Annotated in this window: 18 protein-coding genes, 1 tRNA gene and 1 pseudogene; 10 read left to right on the top strand and 10 right to left on the bottom strand. The window is 45.2% G+C overall.

Features of this window, described 5'->3' with window-relative positions; all coding sequences use genetic code 11:
* Positions 1–169: 169 nt before the first annotated feature.
* From metK to LX69_RS10165, 4 genes are all read left to right on the top strand, one after another.
* Complete coding sequence (metK, locus tag LX69_RS10180) at positions 170–1456, top strand: methionine adenosyltransferase (protein ID WP_111445928.1); 1287 nt, start codon at positions 170–172, stop codon at positions 1454–1456.
* Between the two features lie 451 nt (positions 1457–1907).
* Positions 1908–2327, top strand: a complete 420-nt coding sequence (arfB, locus tag LX69_RS10175) for an alternative ribosome rescue aminoacyl-tRNA hydrolase ArfB (protein ID WP_111445927.1) — start codon at positions 1908–1910, stop codon at positions 2325–2327.
* Between the two features lie 65 nt (positions 2328–2392).
* The gene (locus LX69_RS10170) at positions 2393–3709 is read left to right on the top strand and encodes a deoxyguanosinetriphosphate triphosphohydrolase (RefSeq protein ID WP_111445926.1); all 1317 of its coding nucleotides are present in this window, start codon (positions 2393–2395) and stop codon (positions 3707–3709) included.
* A gap of 110 nt (positions 3710–3819) precedes the next feature.
* The gene (locus LX69_RS10165; protein WP_111445925.1) at positions 3820–4287 is read left to right on the top strand and encodes an aminoacyl-tRNA deacylase; all 468 of its coding nucleotides are present in this window, start codon (positions 3820–3822) and stop codon (positions 4285–4287) included.
* A 254-nt stretch (positions 4288–4541) separates the two neighbouring features.
* Here LX69_RS10165 and LX69_RS10155 read toward each other — a convergent pair.
* From LX69_RS10155 to LX69_RS10135, 5 genes are all read right to left on the bottom strand, one after another.
* Positions 4542–4612: transfer RNA gene (locus LX69_RS10155), tRNA-Gln, on the bottom strand.
* Between the two features lie 178 nt (positions 4613–4790).
* A complete protein-coding gene (locus tag LX69_RS10150) occupies positions 4791–5498 on the bottom strand; it encodes a hypothetical protein (protein ID WP_111445923.1) in 708 nt (235 codons plus the stop codon).
* Between the two features lie 124 nt (positions 5499–5622).
* Positions 5623–6378, bottom strand: coding sequence for a succinate dehydrogenase/fumarate reductase iron-sulfur subunit (locus tag LX69_RS10145; RefSeq protein WP_111445922.1), 756 nt, complete (start codon positions 6376–6378; stop codon positions 5623–5625).
* 25 nt (positions 6379–6403) lie between these two features.
* Positions 6404–8344 (bottom strand): fumarate reductase/succinate dehydrogenase flavoprotein subunit, encoded by a 1941-nt coding sequence (locus LX69_RS10140; protein ID WP_111445921.1) that lies wholly within the window; start codon positions 8342–8344, stop codon positions 6404–6406.
* Between the two features lie 26 nt (positions 8345–8370).
* Positions 8371–9072: a succinate dehydrogenase cytochrome b subunit gene (locus LX69_RS10135; RefSeq protein WP_111445920.1), complete on the bottom strand. Its 702-nt coding sequence runs from the start codon at positions 9070–9072 to the stop codon at positions 8371–8373.
* Between the two features lie 325 nt (positions 9073–9397).
* Here LX69_RS10135 and LX69_RS10130 point away from each other — a divergent pair, with 325 nt between their 5' ends.
* Positions 9398–10930: a PAS domain-containing sensor histidine kinase gene (locus LX69_RS10130; protein ID WP_111445919.1), complete on the top strand. Its 1533-nt coding sequence runs from the start codon at positions 9398–9400 to the stop codon at positions 10928–10930.
* A 178-nt stretch (positions 10931–11108) separates the two neighbouring features.
* A complete protein-coding gene (frr, locus tag LX69_RS10125) occupies positions 11109–11672 on the top strand; it encodes a ribosome recycling factor (protein WP_111445972.1) in 564 nt (187 codons plus the stop codon).
* Positions 11673–11700: 28 nt separating this feature from the next.
* Here the strand turns inward: frr and LX69_RS10120 are convergent, their stop codons facing one another.
* Positions 11701–12144 (bottom strand): YqaA family protein, encoded by a 444-nt coding sequence (locus LX69_RS10120; protein ID WP_111445918.1) that lies wholly within the window; start codon positions 12142–12144, stop codon positions 11701–11703.
* Between the two features lie 10 nt (positions 12145–12154).
* Complete coding sequence (locus tag LX69_RS10115) at positions 12155–12505, bottom strand: T9SS type A sorting domain-containing protein (RefSeq protein WP_170124325.1); 351 nt, start codon at positions 12503–12505, stop codon at positions 12155–12157.
* Positions 12506–12932: 427 nt separating this feature from the next.
* On the opposite strand from LX69_RS10115, the gene LX69_RS10110 reads away from it, so the two are divergent.
* The gene (locus tag LX69_RS10110) at positions 12933–15440 is read left to right on the top strand and encodes a PAS domain S-box protein (protein ID WP_111445916.1); all 2508 of its coding nucleotides are present in this window, start codon (positions 12933–12935) and stop codon (positions 15438–15440) included.
* A 470-nt stretch (positions 15441–15910) separates the two neighbouring features.
* Positions 15911–16063 (top strand): annotated as a pseudogene (locus LX69_RS18365) (DapH/DapD/GlmU-related protein); the annotation flags it as partial.
* A gap of 7 nt (positions 16064–16070) precedes the next feature.
* Here the strand turns inward: LX69_RS18365 and LX69_RS10100 are convergent.
* Together LX69_RS10100 and LX69_RS10095 are read right to left on the bottom strand one after the other, a co-directional pair.
* On the bottom strand, positions 16071–16682 hold the full coding sequence (locus LX69_RS10100) for a polysaccharide deacetylase family protein (protein ID WP_111445915.1): 612 nt from the start codon (positions 16680–16682) through the stop codon (positions 16071–16073).
* A 10-nt stretch (positions 16683–16692) separates the two neighbouring features.
* On the bottom strand, positions 16693–19761 hold the full coding sequence (locus LX69_RS10095) for a glycosyltransferase family 117 protein (RefSeq protein ID WP_111445914.1): 3069 nt from the start codon (positions 19759–19761) through the stop codon (positions 16693–16695).
* A 203-nt stretch (positions 19762–19964) separates the two neighbouring features.
* On the opposite strand from LX69_RS10095, the gene pelA reads away from it, so the two are divergent.
* Complete coding sequence (gene pelA, locus LX69_RS10090; RefSeq protein WP_111445913.1) at positions 19965–21068, top strand: pectate lyase; 1104 nt, start codon at positions 19965–19967, stop codon at positions 21066–21068.
* A gap of 87 nt (positions 21069–21155) precedes the next feature.
* Positions 21156–21623, top strand: coding sequence for a nucleoside deaminase (locus LX69_RS10085; RefSeq protein WP_111445912.1), 468 nt, complete (start codon positions 21156–21158; stop codon positions 21621–21623).
* 248 nt (positions 21624–21871) lie between these two features.
* Here the strand turns inward: LX69_RS10085 and LX69_RS10080 are convergent, their stop codons facing one another.
* Entirely contained in the window at positions 21872–22417 is a 546-nt protein-coding gene (locus LX69_RS10080; RefSeq protein ID WP_111445911.1) for a hypothetical protein, read from the bottom strand.
* Positions 22418–22466 lie beyond the last annotated feature (49 nt).

Genomic DNA, 22466 nt, shown 5'->3' with positions numbered 1-22466 from the left:
AAATAAAACTGTATTTTTGCCTTCGGAAAAGTGGAAGGATTTGGCAGATTGCAACCACTCTAAAAAAATGCTAAAACGCATTCTTCAATCGCTGAGCCCTCTTTTCCACTGACATCTTATTACCAACAATTGACGGAGCCATTAGGGCTTCCATAAATAATTTAGTGTCATGGCTTATTTATTTACTTCCGAGTCGGTATCAGAGGGACACCCCGATAAAGTGGCCGACCAAATTTCAGACGCGATTCTTGACGAAATTCTCCGCCAGGACTCAGAATCCAAAGTCGCTTGCGAAACACTGGTAACTACCGGTTTAGTCGTGGTGAGCGGTGAAATCAAAACCTCGGGTTATGTGCCTGTGCAACAAGTTGCACGTCGCGTGATTGAACGCATTGGCTACACCAAAGCCGAATACATGTTCGACTCCGGGTCGTGCGGCGTCATTTCGGCCTTGCACGAACAATCGGCCGACATCAACCGGGGCGTTGAACGCGAAGACCCAGATAACCAAGGTGCTGGCGACCAGGGAATGATGTTTGGCTATGCTTGTCGCGAAACCGAAGAGTACATGCCCCTCCCACTCTATCTGTCACACCTTCTCCTGATTGAACTGGCGGCGATTCGTCGCGAAGGCAAGGAGATGACTTATCTTCGTCCGGACTCAAAATCACAGGTAACTCTTGAATATACCGACGATAACAAACCCAAGCGCATTCACACCATCGTGATTTCGACTCAACACGACGACTTCTCCAAGCCAAAAGATAAAAGCCCGGAAGCCGCCCGTTTGGCCGACCATGCCATGTTGGCACAAATCACCGATGATGTAAAAACCATCCTCATCCCACGGGTCAAGTCGAAACTGCATGAAGAGCTTCACCCGCTTTTTGACAACGAACTGATTTTACACGTAAACCCCACCGGCAAATTTGTCATTGGCGGTCCGCATGGCGACACCGGTCTTACCGGTCGGAAAATCATTGTAGATACTTACGGCGGAAAAGGAGCCCACGGGGGTGGTGCTTTTTCGGGTAAGGACAGCTCAAAAGTGGATCGTTCGGCGGCATATGCCGTGCGTCACATTGCCAAAAACCTGGTTGCCGCCGGCGTAGCCGACGAAGCACTGGTACAAGTGGCCTATGCCATTGGCGTGGCCAAACCGGTGGGGTTATATGTCAACACATACGGAACCGCGAAGGTTAACCTCAACGATGGCGAAATCGCAGCCAAGCTAAACGAACTATTCGACTTGCGTCCGGCCGCCATTGTAAAACGCTTTGGATTGAAAAACCCCATTTTTGAAGCCACTGCAGCTTACGGCCACATGGGGCGAAAACCTTATAAGGCAGATGTCACTTTTATCGAAAGCGGAAAAGAAGTGTTACGCCAGGTTGAATTTTTTGCTTGGGAAAAACTGGATTACGTTGAAGCTATCAAGAAATCATTCAACTTGTAAGTGAAGCTGAATGAACGAAAATTCATATCTGCCCTGCCTCATTAAAAAGGCAGGGCTTTTTTGTGCGAAACACTCTCACTCGTCGAAAAAATCAGCGCAGATAGATGTATATAGGATGTGAAATCCTCAGTTTACTTCATGCACTAATAAGGAGATACGAAATTTTTTTAAAATTTTCCTTGTTTTAGTTAATCTACTATATAACAATTTTGAGTTATCTGCTTTGTTATTTAAACGCATGGCGTAACAAAAAACTCAGCGCCTTCGCGCCTTTGCGTTTATTCTGACTCTGGATTAGAGATTCAAATCTTAAACCGAAAACCCCTGCCTCTGTGTTCCCTGAAACCATCAAATAAAATGAATCCGAAATTGTAAATTGCATATCAATCGTTTATCTTTTGGACAATCACACCGACCATCCACAACACAACACAACACAACATAAAACAACATGATCCCTCATTCAATGATCACACGACCATTTCTTTCGGAGATAACTTTTTCAACCTCTCGGAGCAGTGGGCCGGGAGGACAGCACGTCAACAAAGTCAATTCGAAAGTCGAATTACGTTTCTCAATTCCTAATTCAAAATGCCTGGATGACAAGGAAAAAGAATTGCTGATGTCACGTTTAAGAAACCAGTTAACCAAAGAGGGAGAGCTCATTATTGTCTGTCAACAATCGCGATCCCAAATTACAAACAAAGAGTTGGCCATCACCCAATTTTACGAAACGCTCGTGAGAGCTCTCAAACAGGAGAAACCACGCAAAGCAACCACTCCCAGCAGAGCATCTATAGCTCAACGATTGGCCACCAAACGTATCCGCTCAGAAAAGAAAAACAACAGACGATTTCGTCACGACCAATAAACAAGGACAATCACACTACACCTTGCATTTTCGTTATTTTTGCTTCAACAAAAAAATATCTCCCTTTGAACTGGAATCAACTTCTCTCGACCAAGCGAACCGGCCAGGAACACCGACATGACTCGACCCGCCACGACCGCACTCAATTTCAACGTGATTATGACCGACTGATTTTTTCATCTCCCTTCCGAAGAATGCAGGACAAAACGCAGGTATTCCCGCTACCGGGCAGCGTTTTTGTGCATAACAGACTCACCCACAGCCTCGAAGTATCAAGTGTAGGCCGCTCACTGGGCACCAACGTGGGACGGATGCTCGAGAGCGATAAGACCATCACCACCGAACTGGTTCGCGAAATTGGTGCCGTCGTTGCTGCAGCGTGCCTGGCTCACGACATGGGCAACCCTCCCTTTGGCCACAATGGCGAAAAAGCCATCTCACATTTCTTCCAACATGGCGAAGGTGCCGCCTTAAAAAATGAGGTCACCCCGGCACAATGGAACGACTTGATAAATTTTGAAGGAAATGCCAATGCATTCCGTCTATTGGTGCACTCATTTAACGGACGACGAAAAGGGGGCTTTGCACTCACCTACACAACAGCTGCATCCATTGTCAAATACCCTTATGCTTCAGGCACATCCAACAAAAAAAAGTACGGATATTTTCAGTCCGAAAAGGAAGCGTATACACTCATCGCCAACGAATTGGGGCTGATTCAACTCAATGATGGAACGTATGCACGCCATCCATTGGTCTATTTGGTTGAAGCTGCCGATGACATCTGCTACCAATTTATGGACATTGAGGATGCTCACAAGTTACACATAATCAGCACTGACGAAACCAAAGCACTGTTCGAAGCCTTTTTTGACCCACACGACACATCTCTCCAAAAACGCAATCACGAAGTTGCCAGGGAAGTCATCGACACCAATGAACTCATTGCCTTTTACAGAGCCACGGTCATTGGGTTACTGGTGAATCGATGCACCGAGATATTCTACACCAATCACGACACCATTATGTCAGGAAGTTTCAAAGGTTCACTCATCGATCATCTGGACGGACATCTTGGCAAAGCCATGACACAATGCCAACAAACGGCATGGACACGCATTTATAAACACCCGTCAGTGGTTGAAATTGAAATCGCAGGTTTCAAAATTCTGGGCAACTTATTGGAGAACTTTACACAAGCCGTTTTAAACCCTTCACAATATCGCTCCTCGCTACTATTGCCATTTATGCCGATGCAATACAATTCAAACGAAAATGCCGGTGTTTATGAAAAAATTCAGTCCGTACTCGACTTTTTATCAGGCATGACTGACGAATATGCCCTGTCGTTATATCGAAAGATTAATGGCCTAGGGTTATAGAAATAACAAAACACCCTTAAGAAAACCGGTTTTACCCCTTTACATCAGCGCATAAATGTTGTAACTTAACCATAGACACTGAAGAAAAACCATTAAAACAAAGCTAAGCAATGGGACACACAAAAGTTCAACAATTGCTAAGGCAGGAAGAAGTGCCATTTAAAAGCATTTGGCACCCGATGGCCTACTCGGCTCAAAAAACGGCAGCTTCGGCACATATCCCCGGTAAAGAATTTGCAAAACCGGTGATGGTTCGCTTGGATGGCAAATTAGCAATGGTAGTGGTACCCGGATCCACATTAGTTGATCTGCAAATGCTACGTGAAGCCACCGGTGCCAAAGAAGTACGCTTAGCCGGCGAAAGCGAGTTTAAAAACCTGTTCCCCGACTGCGAAGTGGGCGCGATGCCTCCATTTGGGCATCTCTACAACGTTCCCACGTTTGTAGCCGAGAAACTCTCTCACGACGACATCATTGCTTTCAATGCGGGAACACACAACGAATTGATAGAAATGACCTATCGCGACTACGCACGGATTGAACATCCACAGGTGATTCATGTGGCAGCAATCGCTTAAACGATTTTCTTGCACGGGGTGAAAACCCCATACAGGTGAGTTGGATTGATTAGGGTTAAAGGTTAGGTGTAAATGTGGGAACCTGATGGACAACGGTACGTCAGGTTCCTGTTTTTTTATAAACCCGAAGCAACAAAGACTGAAAACAGATTATTTCAAAGACGCCTTAACGCGTCAATGGGGAATATTAAAACAAGCTCATAGAGAGCATAAAATCAAAAAAGCCTCATTCAAAATGAATGAGGCTTTTTATGTTGTCCCGCAAGGATTCGAACCCTGACTAAAAGAACCAAAATCTTCTGTGCTACCATTACACAACGGGACAATCACCGTTTGCTTTTCCTTTAAAGCGTTGCAAAGATATTGCTAATTTCTATTCCTGCAAACTAATCACACATATTTTTTCAATAAAAATCACAATCCTCTGATATACAAAAGAGAAAAAACAAGACATCATGTGATACAAGAGACTTCCTCAAGCATTGGAACCCCATTCGCATCCATTAATCAACCAATTGATCTTCCTTTTCACCCCTGCGCATAAAATAAATAATGCCACACTCCGAACATTTTAATCGACGAGATTTGGGCGGCAAATCATGATAGTTGGCTTCAATTTCGTTCCAAAGCTCCAGAATAATCTGATCTGCCTTGGCACGCATTTCAGCCACTTTATCAAGCATCTTTTGCGTGGTCACCAATAGATTTTTATGATTGTTGTACAAGTCAATAAACTGCTCGTATTTAACCTTAACCATGGCAATGGAGGGATTGTAAATACGACTGCCGCCTGCCATAACCCGGGCATCATCACCCTTAATTACTTTTATCCCCCAATCAATCAGTTGCTGCTCGGTACCCAACTCAGGAATTGATTTCTCATCTTCGTCCAACATATAAAACTTGCGCACAGAGGGCTTCATCTCGTTGCGCTGAATACAAAAATTGACCACTTGTATATAATGGGAAACATACAACCTTGCAATACGAAAATGCTCTGACAATTGACGTCCAATTTGAGCTTGCTTCGACTTACTGAAATTATACTGATCAATGGCCTGCTGAAACTGAGGAAGAAAAGCCTGGAGCTCTAAATATACTTTTTGCGAAAAAGGCAACTGTGATGGAGAAAAGTTTTTCCCTTTTAAACGGGCTGTTTCCAAGGCTCTGAGACGCGCCTGATCAGTATTAGGAAGTCTGCGATATGGCATAGCTACGTAGTTTTAGTAATCCATTCGCATCTAAAGTAACAAAAAATGAGCACATTTGCAAAATTTTCATAAAAAAAGGCGACCCATTGGATCGCCTTTGAAATTATTCAACGTATTAACGTTATCAATCTTGCAGTTTCGCGCAAAGAAATTCTCGGTTCAAGCGTGCAATGTTCGAGAGAGAAATCCCTTTAGGACACTCAACTTCACAAGCGCCGGTATTGGTACAGTTTCCAAAACCAAGTTCATCCATTTTAGCAACCATCGCTTTGGCACGACGAGCACCTTCAACACGTCCCTGGGGCAATAAAGCCAGTTGACTTACCTTAGCCGACACAAACAACATGGCCGAACCGTTTTTACAAGCAGCCACACAAGCACCACAACCAATGCACGAAGCAGCATCCATGGCCTCATCTGCATCTGCTTTTGGAATAGGAATCGCATTGGCATCAGGCACACCTCCGGTACTTACCGACACGTAACCTCCTGAAGCAATAATTTGATCAAAAGCAGAGCGATTGACAATCAAATCCTTGATAACAGGGAACGCAGCCGAACGCCATGGCTCAATGGTGATGGTTTCACCATCTTTAAACTTGCGCATGTGCAACTGGCATGTGGTCACATCGTCATCGGGCCCGTGAGGGTGTCCGTTGATATACAGTGAACACATTCCACAAATACCTTCGCGGCAGTCGTGGTCAAAAGCCACAGGTTCTTTACCTTCACCAATCAATTGCTCATTAAGAATATCCATCATTTCGAGGAACGAGCTATCGGTGGTGATGTTATTGAGTTTGTAAATCTCAAAACGGCCTTTGTCTTTGGGGCCGTTTTGACGCCAAACTTTTAGGGTTATATTAATGAATTTTTCCATTGTTGATCTCCGTTTAAAAAAGCCATTACTTGTAATTACGTTGAACCATTTTCACGTTTTCGTACACCAGATCTTCTTTATGAAGCACCGGCTCGGCATCATCACCCTTGTACTCCCAACATGAAACGTAAGCAAACTTGTCGTCCTGACGCATTGCTTCGCCTTCTTCGGTCTGGAATTCTTCGCGGAAGTGACCACCGCAAGACTCTTCACGATTAAGCGCATCACGAGCCATCAGATCCCCGATCTCAATAAAGTCAGCCAAACGGTTTGCTTTTTCAAGCTCAATGTTCATGCCTTCTTTTGAACCCGGAATGCGCACGTTGGTCCAGAATTCTTTTTTAATGGCGGCAATTTTTTCAATGGCTCCTTTCAAGCCCTCTTTATTTCGAGCCATTCCCACAAAATCCCACATAACGAGTCCAAGTTCCTTATGGAGGCTGTCAACCGAACGTTTTCCATTGATAGACAACAACTTCTCAAAGCGAGCTTTCACAGAGCTTTCCGCTTCAACAAATTCCTTTTCATTGGTTGACATGCGTGGTGTTTGCAACTCGTCAGCCAAATAATTTTGAATGGTATAAGGCAACACGAAGTAACCGTCGGCCAAACCTTGCATCAATGCCGATGCACCCAGGCGGTTTGCACCGTGATCGGAGAAGTTTGCTTCACCACAGCAGAACAAACCGGGAATAGTTGTTTGCAATTCATAATCGACCCAAACACCACCCATGGTATAGTGAATGGCAGGGTAAATCATCATCGGAGTTTCGTAGGGGTTCTCATCCACGATTTTTTCGTACATCTGGAAGAGGTTACCATAACGAGCTTCAATGGTTTTTTGTCCCAAACGCTCGATGGCCGATTTAAAATCGAGGTAAACAGCCAAACCTGTTGCGCCCACACCAAAACCGGCATCGCAACGCTCTTTAGCCGCACGCGAAGCCACGTCGCGAGGAACCAGGTTACCGAAAGCTGGGTAACGACGCTCCAAATAGTAATCGCGCTCCTCTTCTTTAAGATCAGTAGGTTTTTTCTTTCCGGCACGAATGGCTTCAGCATCTTCCTTCTTTTTAGGAACCCAAATGCGTCCGTCATTACGCAACGACTCAGACATGAGGGTCAACTTACTTTGGAATTCACCGTGTATCGGAATACAAGTGGGGTGAATTTGAGCATAACAAGGGTTTGCAAACATCGCACCCTTGTGAAATGCCTTAATTGCAGCCGATCCGTTTGAGCCTATGGCGTTGGTTGACAAGAAAAATGCGTTACCATAACCACCTGTCGCCAATACCACCGCATGAGCAAAGTGACGTTGCAACTGACCGGTTACCAAGTCACGAGAAATAATCCCGCGAGCTTTACCGTCAACAATCACAATGTCAACCAACTCGGTGCGAGTATATAATTTTACAGTTCCGGCATTCACCTGGCGCATTAAAGCCTGATAGGCACCTAACAAAAGCTGCTGGCCGGTCTGTCCTTTAGCATAAAAAGTACGGCTCACCTGAGCACCACCAAACGAACGATTGTCGAGCAAACCACCGTACTCACGGGCAAAAGGTACACCCTGAGCCACACACTGGTCGATGATGCTGTTAGCCACTTCAGCCAAGCGATGCACGTTGGCTTCGCGGGCACGATAGTCACCTCCTTTGATGGTATCATAGAAAAGGCGAAATACTGAGTCACCATCATTGGGATAGTTTTTCGCGGCATTAATACCCCCCTGAGCGGCAATGGAGTGCGCACGACGTGGAGAATCCTGAATGGTGAAGTTTTTCACGTTAAAACCCATCTCGCCCAAAGAAGCAGCAGCAGAAGCACCTGCCAAACCGGTTCCGACGATGATGACATCCAGTTTACGTTTATTAGAGGGGTTCACCAGCTTCTGGTGATCTTTATAATTGGTCCATTTTTGAGCCAACGGCCCTTCTGGAATCCTGGCATTCAACTTACTCATGTCTTCAGATATTATTTAATAAGAAGTTACGCTTGGAAGAACAAATGTTGTGCTACGGCAATGATGGCAAAACCCAACCCAACAACCCAGGCCACAATGGCACCAATGATGTTGAGACGAACACGCCAAACATTGTTGCTGAAACCAATGGTTTGGAAAGCCGACCAAAAACCGTGCATCAGGTGGTAAGCCAAACCGATGGCAGCAATGGCATAAACGATAACCACCCACAACTGAGAAAACGTGTAATTCACCAAAGCATAAGCATTTTCGACTTCGGTTTCCACACCACCAACCTTAATCGTGGTATGAGCCAGCAAATCATGCCCGGTAACTTTCATCTTTACCCAAAAATGGGCAATGTGCAACACCAGAAATGCCAAAACGGTCACACCCAAAATCAACATGTTTTTTGACATCCAGCTTACTCCCTGAGTTTTGTTGCCTGATGCATAGGCCACATTACCACGGGCTTTCGCATTTTGATGCGACAAAATCAAAGCATACACAATGTGCACAATAAAACCGATGGCCAACACAGGCTCCATCACCTTAATCATAGGATTGGTGGCCATAAAATGTGCGCCGGCATTGTACATTTCACCCCCATCGGGGATTAACAAGAAAGAGTTGAGCAACAAGTGAACAAACAGGAACATGATCAAGAATAATCCTGAAATACTCATTACTAACTTTTTCCCTACAGAAGAACAAAACAGGTTGCTCATAGGAAAATTTTTAGTGATGTAAAATTGTTTGTATTAAGTTATCAGCGTTGCAAATGTAGGCCTTGCGTTGGTTTCATCCAATATTAATTAAAGAAATTTTTCTATTTTGAAGCGTTCTAAATTTAGCGCTGCAATTGAGATAAAAAGCATCTTCACACCCCGTTTAAAACTGAAAACCCAATGAAAACAAATCACATCGGGGCGATAATGATCCGCCACATCAGTCAATACGTCAAGATTTTTTAACCTTTAGTCAATTTGCGAGAAATTTTAACGTTTTTTCCGAAACTTTTTCCCAAATTGCCACTTTCAGAGGAACAAAAGTATGGCCACTCCGCGTTTTTTTATTCACAAACCCTTTTCCCGAAAATTGGATGATCACGACGCACGTCTGTGTGATGTACAGGAACAGGAAATCATCTGTGCCCATGCCGTGATTGACAAGCGAGGATATTTCACGCAAGTGAGTGATGAATTAGTCAAATTGACGGGTAATAAAGATTTACATTCAAGCGAAGCTAACCTTGGAAAGATCCTCTCGCACAGCTCAGCCGTTATTGTTCGCCATCTGCTCAGCACCATCAACGTTAAACACCCGTTTCACACCACTGAAATTACGTTGGTAAACAACCAGCAAGAGCCCCTGACAATGGAGATGGTCATTAACTTATACATTCAGGAAGGTGAGCAACACTATTTCTGCATTTTCAGACCCATCGACACCAATCAACTAATAGTCAACGAACTTCAAACCCTCAAAGACCATTATCAGGTTCTGGCCGAAAACACCTCGTACGTACAAATTCTACTTGACAAAGATCTAAAGTCACTATACATCAGTCCCTCATGCAAAACACTATCGGGATATGGCGCCGATGAAGCCCGCATTCTCAACCTATTTAGCCTGGTTCATCCCGACGATTTCAGCCTGTTTTGGGATCAACTGACTTACGACAACGACCGGGCTGAGGAGCTGTTCCGGTTTCGGTTTCGTCATCGCGACGGACATTTTATTCCCGTTGAGTGCAAACTATGCAAAGTGCCCGATGCTTTCGGTCAGCCTGAATTTTATGTCTTAAATTTACACGACATCTCCCGCCAGCGCTCATACGAACAGGAACTCATTCGCGCACAAAAAGAAGCCGAGTCGTCGCACCGAATGAAAAACAATTTCCTGACCAGCATCAGCCACGAATTACGCACACCATTAAATGCCATCATTGGCTTTGCCCGCATTTTGGATCAAAAGCTCGAAAACAGCGACAATCTGCGCTTTGCCAAATACATCGAATCAAGCGGATTGCAGCTCTTGGGACTTATTGACAACATGCTTGAATATGCTCGCATCGAAAATAACGAATCACAAACAATCAGAAGTGCCGTAGGACTTGAGGAATTTTTCCGTGATTTGGCGCCTATTATCCGGGGTGACTTAAAAAAATTCAACAAAGAAAACCTCGAGCTCATCGGTCAATGGGACATCGACCCCCAGCTGCCCAATATTTATTCGCAGCGAAACATCCTGCAAAACATTTTTATTAATTTGATTGACAACGCCATCAAATTTACCCGCCAAGGCTACATTCGCTATGGCTGCCGCCCATACGGCATTCGCAACTACCTGTTTTTTGTTGAAGACTCGGGCATTGGCATTCCCGACAACTGTAAAGATCTCATATTTGAAAAGTTCACACAACTAGATCAATCACTCTCACGCGAATATGGCGGCACAGGCCTGGGGCTGACGGTGACACGAAAATTTGTAGAACTGCTGGGCGGTGACATTTGGGTAATGTCGGAAGAAGGAAAAGGCTCGGCATTTTTCTTTAATCTGCCGGTTGGTTTCCCTGAAAACTAATGGTCAATCGCCCCCACTTTTACAGACAATTCGGAACTTTATCTCAACAACCATCAGGGCTTAAAGGAACAAGTCAATAGCTCATCGCAATATTATTATCGGAGCTGTCATGGTTGTTTTGATTTCGGCCAAAGTTTCCTATTTTTGTTTGCGAATTACCAAACAAACAGATGCAATTATGAATGAAGAAGTTCAACTCCTATTGGAGGATGCAGCCGAAAGAATGCTCAAAAGCGTTGACCACTTAGACAAAGAACTTGCCAAAATACGAGCCGGAAAGGCCAATCCCAAAATGCTCGATGGCCTGATGGTGGATTACTACGGAACCCCGACCCCACTGCAACAGGTCTCGAACATCAACACGCCCGATGCACGCACCATTGCCATTCAACCTTGGGAAAAGACAATGATTGGCCCCATTGAGCGTGCCATTATGGCTGCCAATTTGGGGATGAATCCTGACAACAACGGCGAAATCATACGCTTGAACGTACCCCCATTGACCGAAGAACGCCGCAAATCGTTGGTCAAACAATCGAGACAAGTGGGAGAAGATGCCAAAATCAGCGTTCGCTCAGCACGCCGTGATGCCATTGAAGAACTCAAAAAAATGCAAAAAGATGGTTTGCCCGAAGACATGGCCAAGGATGCGGAAGCCGAAGCACAGAAACTTCACGACAAATACATTAAGAAAGTCGATGAACTGATTGAGAAGAAAGAAAAAGATATTTTGACCGTGTGAAAAGCAACCCGCCCCAAAGGCGGGTTTTTTATTGCCACCACTGCATGGCACCAAACGTCATCCAACCCCACAAAACATAGCGCAGGGCTTTACCCGCCAACATACCAACCGATGAGATCCAAATGTTGGCACGCGTCAGACCCAACACCACGGCAATCACATCACCAACCATCGGCAGCCAACAAAGCAATGAAGCCCATAACACTCGCCCATTGATATAATTGGTAAATTTTTCGATTTGAACCGGCTTAACGCGTAAATAACGTTCAATCCAGCTTAGTTTGCCCAAATGGCCTAAACCATAAGATGACATTCCCCCCATCCAATTACCCAAAGTGGCGACAACAATGGCCACCAAAGGATTGCCACCCGACAGAATCATGCCTGAAAGTAACGCTTCGGAACTGAAAGGAACAACTGTGGCCGCCAAAAAACTACCCAAGAACAGTCCCCAATAACCCAATTCAATCATAAGAGAAAAATTATCGTACACTTTTAACCATGCGAATGGTTAAGATTTCTCTTTCGAGGGTTACTTTACAAAGATAAATGCCATCGGGCACTCCGGAATCAAAAGTCACCACGGCACGGGTGCTCATCAAATCAACGGAAACGGGAACTTTTTTCCCTAAAATATTGACCACTGCAACACTTTTAATCTCAGAAGTCTCAGGAGATTCGAGGGTAAAAGAAGATTTAAATGGAGAAGGAAAAGCCACCACAGCACCGGCCCCCTGCGAACGAGAAGACAAAACAGTTTCCGAAGTGCCTACCGCCGGCAACGAAGTATTGCCTTGACCACCAAACTTTTGTTTAGTCTGCGCAAACAGCATGTTCGTCATAATGACCATCAACAAAAAAACAATCAGCCTCATCGAAATACAACACTTACCATATTAAAAAAATTGTGCCTCTACTATTGGTCACATTCAACACCTTTTGCCCCTAAAACAACAAAAAAGATAACCATCAAGGAAGCATCAAACAACAATGCCTCATGAAAAAACAACTGCTAATACAAAAACAAAACGTCTCAGTTACAAACAAATAATCACAAACTGCCAATAAGAACATTTGCCTGCAATTTAGCTGAAATCATTTGATATTCAAATATATCTTTGATGACGGGAGTATAACACAACATTCAGCGCCCACAAGTTGTTAGAAAAGTGGAACCAAAACATTGACACTAAAATAATTCAGCACAAAGCATCGAAAAGTCCAAGTAATCTTCGTAAATTATGAAGTGATTTATAGCCCATGAAAACCAAGGGAGCACCATCGCAAGAAGCCCTGCAAAAGGAAATTGTCCGTTTGAGAAAACGACTTCGTGAATTGGAAAACCATCACGAAGCGACTCAAACCAACGAGGCAACCAACTCGATGCGTCCAAACGGGACTTTCTCAAGTGACCACTTAGCTGATCAACAATGGCAAATCACCTTTGATGCCATCACCGACCCCATTTGCCTGTTGGATGCTTCCTGCAACATCATCAAGTGTAACCGGGCTTTTGCAACATTCGTCAACCTGCCTCAGAATGAGGTTATAAAACATCAATGCTACAGCCTGATACATCCACACAATCAAACCCTTGATGGCAAATGCCCATTTTTTAAAGCTGTGCAAACCTGCAGTCGTGAATCAGAAGAGTTGGAACTGAAAGGGAAATATTACCAAATAATTATTGACCCAATTCTGAATAAAGAAGGGAAATTTGATGGTGCGGTACATATTTTTAAGGATATCACAGCTCAAAAAAAAGCGAAAAAGGCACTCAAGATTAACAACATGCGACTCGAAAGCCTGTTGAAAATCATGCAGTACGAATGCCTCGACATTCCCGAACTCCTCGATTATGTGTTAGCTGAAGCCATCAAATTAACAGGGAGCAAAATCGGGTACATTTTTTTATACAGCGAGGAGCAAGAAACATTCACGTTACATTCGTGGTCCAAAGAGGTGATGGAAGAATGCAAGCTCAACAACCAACAAACGTGCTTCGAGCTGAGCAGTGCGGGGTTATGGGGTGAAGCAGTGCGACAACGACGCCCTATCATTATCAACGACTACGCAAATCACACCATAAAAAAAGGCTATTCGCCGGGACATGTTGAACTGAATACCTTCCTCACCATCCCGGTACTCAAAGGAAATCGTATCGTCGCGGTGATTGGCGTTGCCAATAAAATCGACGGATATAACGAAGGTGACATCCTTCACCTCACCCTGCTAACCGATTCGGCAGTGAAGATGATCGAACGGATGAAGTCGGAAAAAGCCTTGCGCGATAGCGAAGAGAACTTTCGGACAACCATGGACAATTCACCCTTGGGTATCCGCATTGTGAATCGGCAAAACCAAACCGTTTATGCCAATCAGGTTTTGATGACCATTTATGGATTTGCATCCATCGACGAATTTAACGCCCCCCACCCCAGCGACCGATACACCCCCCATAGCTATGCGCGCCATTTGGAACGGATGGAAAAGCGCAAAAAAGGGGAACCCACCCCCGACGAATACGACACCGATATTATTCGCAAAGATGGCCAGATACGTCACTTACACATCATCAGGAAAGAGGTTGTATGGAACGGAGAAGTCAATTTCCAGGTGGTTTACCAGGATGTCACCCAACGCAAACAGGCCGAAGAGCAAGCCCTGATTCTGTCACGGGTGACCGAGCAAAGCCCCGAAAGCATTGTGATTACCGACACAAGCGGCATCATAGAATACGTAAACCCCAAGTTTTCGGAACTGACCGGATACAAACGTGACGAATTAATGGGCTTAAATCCGCGCGTGCTAAAATCAGGCATGCAAAGCCCTGAATTTTATCATAATCTATGGGAAACCATCCTTTCGGGACAAAACTGGGAAGGTGAACTGCACAACCGGAAACGCAACGGCGATTTATACTGGGAAAAAGCCATCATCTCGCCCATTGTAAACGACGAAGGACGTATTACCCATTTTGTGGCGGTAAAAGAAGACATCACCGAACGCAAACAAATGCTTGCCGAACTGGTGAACGCCAAAGAACGCGCCGAAGAAAGTGATCGTTTAAAATCGGCATTTTTGGCCAACCTGTCGCACGAGATCCGCACCCCTATGAATGCCATCCTGGGATTTGCCGACTTACTCATGGACACCGACTTAAACGATGAGATGCACGAAAGTTACATCAACATCATTCAAAAGAGCGGTACCCATCTACTCTCCATCATCAATGACATTATTGAGATTTCACGCATCGAAACAGGCCAAATCACGCTCAACATCGGAGCCACCCATGTGAGCAACATGTTGCATGACATCTATCACCAACTGAAGGTGACCATTCCTAAAGAAAAAAAGGTTCAACTACAAATCATCCCTTCCACACGCGACGTGCAACATTTGGTGATGATGGATGAAGTAAAGGTTCGGCAAATCATCATCAATCTGATAAACAATGCACTAAAATTCACAGAACAGGGACATGTCGCCTTTGGATACAATTTTACCGGACGAGGTGCCATCGAGTTTTTTGTTGAAGACACAGGCATCGGCATCGACAAAGCATATCACTCGCTCATCTTTGAACGTTTTAGACAGGTGGAAAACAATGTCACCGTAAAACATGGCGGATCGGGTCTGGGGCTGGCCATTTCAAAAGCTTACGTGGAAAAAATGGGCGGATCGATATTTTTAGAATCAGAAAAAGGGAAAGGATCACGATTTGCATTCCGCATCCCATATAAAAAAGGGGATGCAATCACCTAATGCGATTATTCATGAAGGACATCATCAATAAAATCAAACTCCTACGCAGTCTCTCACCATTGGCAAACTTGCAATGGCTCAAGCATCGACAAAAACAAGGGAAAGCATTGTTCTATAAAGGCAGCTGCTTCAGCCTGCATCGCAGCTCCTCCGTAATTATATCCGAAGGAACACTTGAAGTAAATAAAAAATGGATTGCCAACGATCCGGCTATAACCATGTTGGCATTGGGCAAAAATTCAAAACTACAAGTCAACAAAAACTTCAAAATATTTTCAGGGGGAAGAATCTCGGTCACCGATGGAGCCACCCTGATTTTGGGCAGCGGATACATCAATCACCAGGTAAGCCTAAACTGTTTTGAACGCATTGAAATTGGTGAAGGTGTGGCGATTGCCGAAAAAGTAACAATTCGCGACTCAGACAATCATCAAATCGTGGACAATGGTCAACATGTGAGCCGTCCCATCAAAATTGGGAACCATGTGTGGATTGGCATGAACGTGACCATTCTCAAGGGGGTCAACATAGGCAATGGCGCCGTGATTGCTGCCGGAGCCGTGGTCAACAAAGACATCCCTCCTTACTGCCTGGCTGGCGGCGTTCCGGCCAGGGTGATTAAGGAAAACATCAACTGGGAATAAGTTTAAAACGATAGCCTTGCTGTTGTAACCAATCGATGGAACGAGGCAATGCCTCTTGCAGATTAGGCCAAGCCTTCAGCGAATCGTGAAAGACAATCACCGAACCGGGACGTACATATTTGACCACATTGTCAACCACCTCATCGGGCGAAAGCCGACGATCATAATCTTTGGTCAACACATCCCACATCACAATTTTTCTAAATCGCCGCATGAGAGCGGGCATTTGCCAAGGCCACAATTTACCGTGCGGGGGACGAAACAAATGGGTATGAATTAATTTTTGAGCCATCTCAATCTCGTTGAGATACTCTGAAAAAGAAAGACGCCAAGCGGGTACATGATGAAATGTATGATTGCCAACCAGATGCCCATTGTCGAGAAGATGATGAAGCAAATGTGGATATCGGGCCACATTCTCCCCTACGCAGAAGAATGTGGCCTGAATCCCTTTATGGTGGAGTAAATCAACCACCCATGGTGTCACCTCAGGAATAGGGCCATCGTCAAAAGTGAGATAAACCACCTTTTCAGAGGCACTGCCTCTCCAAAAGGCCGCCGGGTAAAACAGTTTTAACCAACCGGGAGGCTGAACCATGAGACATCAATTATTGAAAACGTTGCAAAGCTTTCACACTCGCCTGATAATCATCTTCCATCTTTTGCATCAACTCTGTGCGGTTATGCTTCTTAGCCATTTTACCAATTTCCATGTAGATGGCTAAGTTGCGATTGATTTCGTCAACAGCATAATTATCGTAACGCGAAGGCAAAGACGTGTAATACTTCAACTCCTTGAGGTTGTTGTCCGACATTTCTTTCAAAATGGCATCCCCCTCTGTGATATTACCCACCCGGTAATACCCTTCGGCCAACGACACGGAATAATAGGTGTGAGGTACACGCGACGATGGGAGTTTTGCCATGGTGAAATCGAGCACCTCTTTGGCTTTATCCATCTGATTTTCGTCGATGAGTGCATTGACCAAACGCGTCATGTTGTTGCGAATATTCGTCGCCATTCGAATGTGGTTCTCGTCGAGATAAACCTTGGGATCATCGAACCCGGTCCATCGGAACTTGGTCATCACATTGTCATACATACGCTTGGTGTCTACACGTCCGGGCATGTAATTGTCGCTTGGCGTGGAGATGGGCACCAAACGATACCCAAAACCCTCGAGCTGAAAATAGTCCTGAAGATTTAAATAACTGTCGGAACCAACCGTCACGGCAAAGTAAACAGGACGAGTCCAGTTGTTGGTAAGCAACAAATCAAGAATCATCATGTCATTTTTCACAATGTAGCTTCGGTTCAAATTGATGTCGATAGATTCGGCCACACGATTGGCCATTTCATCAGGGACAATGCCACGAGACACCACATCGGCCGAGTCAACAGGCAACACAAAACGCTTGGCGGGCAAATATTCGATGCGTTCGCTATAACCCGGTAAGTATTTGGTAGACTTATCTTCGCTCAACAAGAAAGAAAAAGCTTTGCGCAAATCAGCAGCCTCGCCATTCATGCGGTCGTAAAGGTACACAGCATCGCGCGTCCCGGTCTGATACTGATCGTGGGTGAGCGAGAAGGGCATGGGATCAGACTCATACGCCTTTCGCTTCATTTGGTCGATATACCAATCGGTTTGCAGATAGCTGAGGTTACACACCCGCACATCGGTACGAATATGTTCCACTTCCTGGATGTACCAAAGCGGGAAAGTATCGTTATCGCCATTGGTGAAGATGATGGCGTTTTCGTCGCAGGTATTGAGATAATTATATGCAAGGTCACGAGCAATATAGCGTCCCGAACGGTCGTGATCATCCCAGTTTTCGGCAGCCATGATGCCGGGCACCAACAAAAGGGCAGTTAGCCCCACCACAGCCACACCGGAAGTACCGGGCATCCATCGACGAACCGACTCCACCAAAGCAGGAATCCCAAGACCAATCCAAATGCTAAAAGCATAAAACGAACCGGCATAAGCATAATCGCGCTCACGAGGCTGAAGCGGTGTCTGGTTCAAATAAAGCACAATGGCCAAGCCGGTCAGGAAGAAAAGCAACATCACAATCCAAAAACCATGAAGCCCCTCGCGACCACGTCCCAACTGAAAGAAAAGGCCCACAAGCCCTAAAATCAGAGGCAGCATAAAATACTTGTTGCGAGCCTTATTTTGGGTGTATTCATCGGGCAGTAATGACTCATCACCGTACATCCAGCTGTCGATGGCAGGAAATCCGGTGATCCAGTTTCCTTTATTCACTTCGCCATTGCCCTGAATGTCGTTTTGACGTCCCGAGAAATTCCACATAAAATAACGGAAGTACATGTGATACACCTGATACTTCAAAAAGAAGAGGATATTTTCGCCGAAGGTTGGAATATTGACAGAAACCAAGCCCCCTTCGCGATCACGTGCCTGCACCGTTTTGCCCTTTACATTGGCCCACGACTTATACTGATCAACATGGCGGGGATCGGAACTATACATGCGGGGGAAAAGGGTAGTGGTATTGCTATCATACTCATAAGTCGGCTTGTAATCAACCACCTCATACTTACCATTCTTTTTAATACGAATGGGATCCCCCTTTTTGGTGTCACTCACTTTTCCCGGAGAACTGTAATATTGTCCATAAAGCAACGGGCGATCGCCATACTGCTCACGATTCAAATAACCTTGCAAAGCAAAAACCTCATCGGGAGAATTTTGATCCATGGTCGGGTCGGCTGCCGAGCGAATGATAATCATGGCAAACGAGGAGTAACCAAGAATGATGACCGTCACCACGGTGATGGCTGTATTGAGCAACAAATGGTTGTTTTTGTACGTCCACCAAAGGCCATATACGAGCGCTCCAATAAGCAAAAAGGCATAAAACACAGCCCCCGAGTTGAAAGGAAGGCCAAACTCATTGACAAACAACAACTCGAACCATGTCGCCAACTTCACCACCCCGGGAATGATCACATAAAGAATCCCCACCAAAATGGCTCCGGAAACCAAAATCGCCTTGATGGTATTGGCACGATTCACTTCAAATTTTTTGAAATAATAAACCATGGCAATGGCAGGAATGGCCAGCAGGTTCAACAAGTGTACCCCAATGGAAAGCCCCATTAAATAGGCAATGAGAATGAGCCAACGGTTCGAATGGGGTTCATTGGCATTTTCTTCCCACTTGAGAATGGCCCAAAAAACCACCGCGGTAAATAATGACGACATGGCATACACTTCGCCTTCGACGGCTGAAAACCAAAAAGTATCAGAAAAAGTATAAGCCAAAGCGCCAATGATACCGGCCGTCAACACGGTCCACACTTGCACCGAATCGGGTTCTTTACCATTGAACACCAGTTTACGCGCAAAATAGGTGATGGTCCAAAACAAAAACAAAATGGTGAAGGCACTCGCCAAGGCCGACATGATGTTAATCATGGCAGCGATTTGTTCACGCTCAGAAGCAAATAACGAGAAGAAACGTCCCAAAATCATGAAAAATGGCGCTCCGGGAGGGTGACCCACCAATAAATTGGCCGATGTCGAAATAAACTCACCACAGTCCCAAAAACTGGCCGTGGGCTCAATGGTTAAAATGTAAACAATGGCTGCAACCAAAAATGTTGCCCATCCAACCACATTGTTCAACAACCTGAAATTCTTCATTCTCGCGTTATTTTTATTGACTTACTGACTATTACAAAAAAGCAATGTTTGAAACAAAGCCAAAAATACAATAATTATTGAGAGTGAACGCTTCACCAACAGTCGATTCATCCATTGAAGACAAAAATTGAAGCGTTTTCATTAAATTTACACACACGATTAAAATAAAAAGAGAAACCGGAGACATTCTCAATTGACACCCCATGATGAACAGATTCATTCCCTTTTTCGCAGTCCTGCTGCTATCACTGCCACTCAAAAGCCAGAACACCCCCATAGCGATTGAAAAATTTAACGACGGCATCCATCATTGGTTCCTTGAAGTGCGCGACACCAATTATCAACGCCACTCCCCGGAAAATTTTCAAGCCATTGCCAAGAACCTGATTGCCTACCAAAATAAAGATGGCGGCTGGCCCAAAAACATCGACTGGCTGGCACAGCTCAATCCCGACTCGGTGAAGCAGGCTCTGAGCGAACGTTACCGCCAAAGCACTTTTGATAACCGCAACATATACCCTCAAATTGAGTATCTGGCTCACGCATACAGCCGTTCAGGAAACAAGCTGTTTCTGAAAAGTGCCATCAAAGGATTGCAATATATTTTTAACAACCAACATGCAAACGGAGGTTGGCGCGGATGGGATGTGGATGCCATCACCTTCAACGATGATGTGATGACCGGCATCATGCACCTGCTGCTCGACATCGCACAAGATGCTCCTCAATACAGTGACCTCCCCAATAAAATTCGCAAACAATCACGCAAATCACTCAACCGGGCAGTGGCTCTTACGCTTCATTGCCAGGTAAACGTCAATGGCGTAAAAAAAGGATGGGCGCAACAACACGACCATCAAACCCTGGCACCCACCGGTGCACGCACATTTGAACTTCCGGGGTTAACAGCCAATGAGAGCAGTTCTATCATTGCCTTTTTGATGCGCATCGAAAAGCCAACACCGGCAATCGTTCATGCCATTGAAACAGGCATTGCATGGCTGCAACAATCGGCCATTTACGGCATACGCATCGAGACCGTTGAAGTTCCCGAAGGCACCTATCCCGGGCTCACCCTCAAAATTGACCGCAAACAGGTAGATGATCCCTCGGCCGGGCCATTGTGGGCGCGTTTTTATGAAACCGATACCAACCGCCCATTTATGTGCACCCGACAGGGCGAAAAAGTATTTTCGCTCAACGAGGTCAACCCCGAACGACGCGCCGGTTACGCATGGTATGGCATCTGGCCGCAAAAACTCATTGAGGAACAATACCCGGCCTGGGAAAAAAAGTGGAAGCAATAAATGCCAATGGGTCAAGACTTCACGATTTCATATTTCAGGTTAGAAAAAACACAGTTTACTCACAACACAGCAATACGATATAAAAAAATGACACACGAAGAATTGATGCGAGAAGCCATCCGCCTGTCGGAAGAAAACATTCAAAACGGCGGCGGTCCTTTCGGGGCAATTGTGGCACGCGAGGGACAAATTGTTGGCAGGGGAACCAACCGGGTCACAGCCAACAACGACCCGACAGCCCATGCCGAGGTGAATGCCATTCGCGATGCATCTCACCATCTGAAAACCTTCGATCTGAGTGGTTGCGACATCTATACCTCCTGCGAACCGTGCCCCATGTGTCTGGGCGCTATTTACTGGGCTCACATTGGTCACATCTACTATGCCAATAACCAAAAAGACGCTGCGGCCATCGGGTTCGACGATCAGTTTATTTACGAAGAAATTGACCGACCACATCAACAACGCCGTATTCCTCATGTTTGCCTGCTTCGCGATGAGGCTTCACACGCATTCAGCATGTGGCATGCCATGGGCAACAAAATTGAGTACTGATCAGAGTTGTCGATTTCCAAGCAAAGTGTTGAACACAATAGTCCGTTAATAAATGTGCCCAAAACCTGTAGGCACAACATTTTCTTCTTATTCCAGCCTTAAAGCTTGGCTAAGAAATACGCACGAAATTCCTTAGTGTCTAAATGGGTTAACGAACAATATGATCGTAAAACATCAATAAAAAACCGCTGAGCTCGTACCTTTATCAAGTACGAAACCCAACGGTTCACCGATGGAAACTACGGTTCTTATTTCTTTTTCTTGCCTTCGGGCGCATTGGCGGCCTTTTGGGCACCAGCAAGTTCTTTACGGGCAACTTTCAACTCTTTTTCGGCAACTTTTTTCAAGTCTTTTCCTTTTTTGATGTTCGCCTCGGCTTTTCCGGCTTTCTTGGCGGCATCTTTATTAACTGCATCAAGCTCTTTCATATCGGCTTTATACTTCGCGTCCAAAGCCTTTTTTTCGAGTGACGCCTGTTTCACCTCGGTCTGATCCTTCGATTTCATGAGCTTTTCAAGGCGCTTGCTTTCGGAAGCATACTCAGATTGCACCTCTTTTAAGCGGCCAGTCTGACCATCTTCTTCGCCTTTCAAGTCGCCCTTGACAACATTTCCGGCAGTAATCAACGAATCGGCAATGGCCATCTTCTTCTCAATTTTTGCCACCTTGTCCTCCGCTTTTTTAATGGCCATTTCATGTTTGCTGGCAGTAGGTGTTTGCTGAGCCATGCAAACGGACGTTATCCCCATGAACACGATGGTCAGGAGAAGTGTTAGATTTTTTGTGAATTTCATATAGGGTTTGAATTAAATATGCTTGCGACACAATTCAACGACTTGATGT

Source organism: Breznakibacter xylanolyticus, assembly GCF_003254275.1.
Taxonomy (GTDB): Bacteria; Bacteroidota; Bacteroidia; order Bacteroidales; family Marinilabiliaceae; genus Breznakibacter; species Breznakibacter xylanolyticus.
The sequence above is the reverse complement of the archived record's forward strand: the minus strand, read 5'-3'. Positions and strand labels throughout refer to the sequence as shown.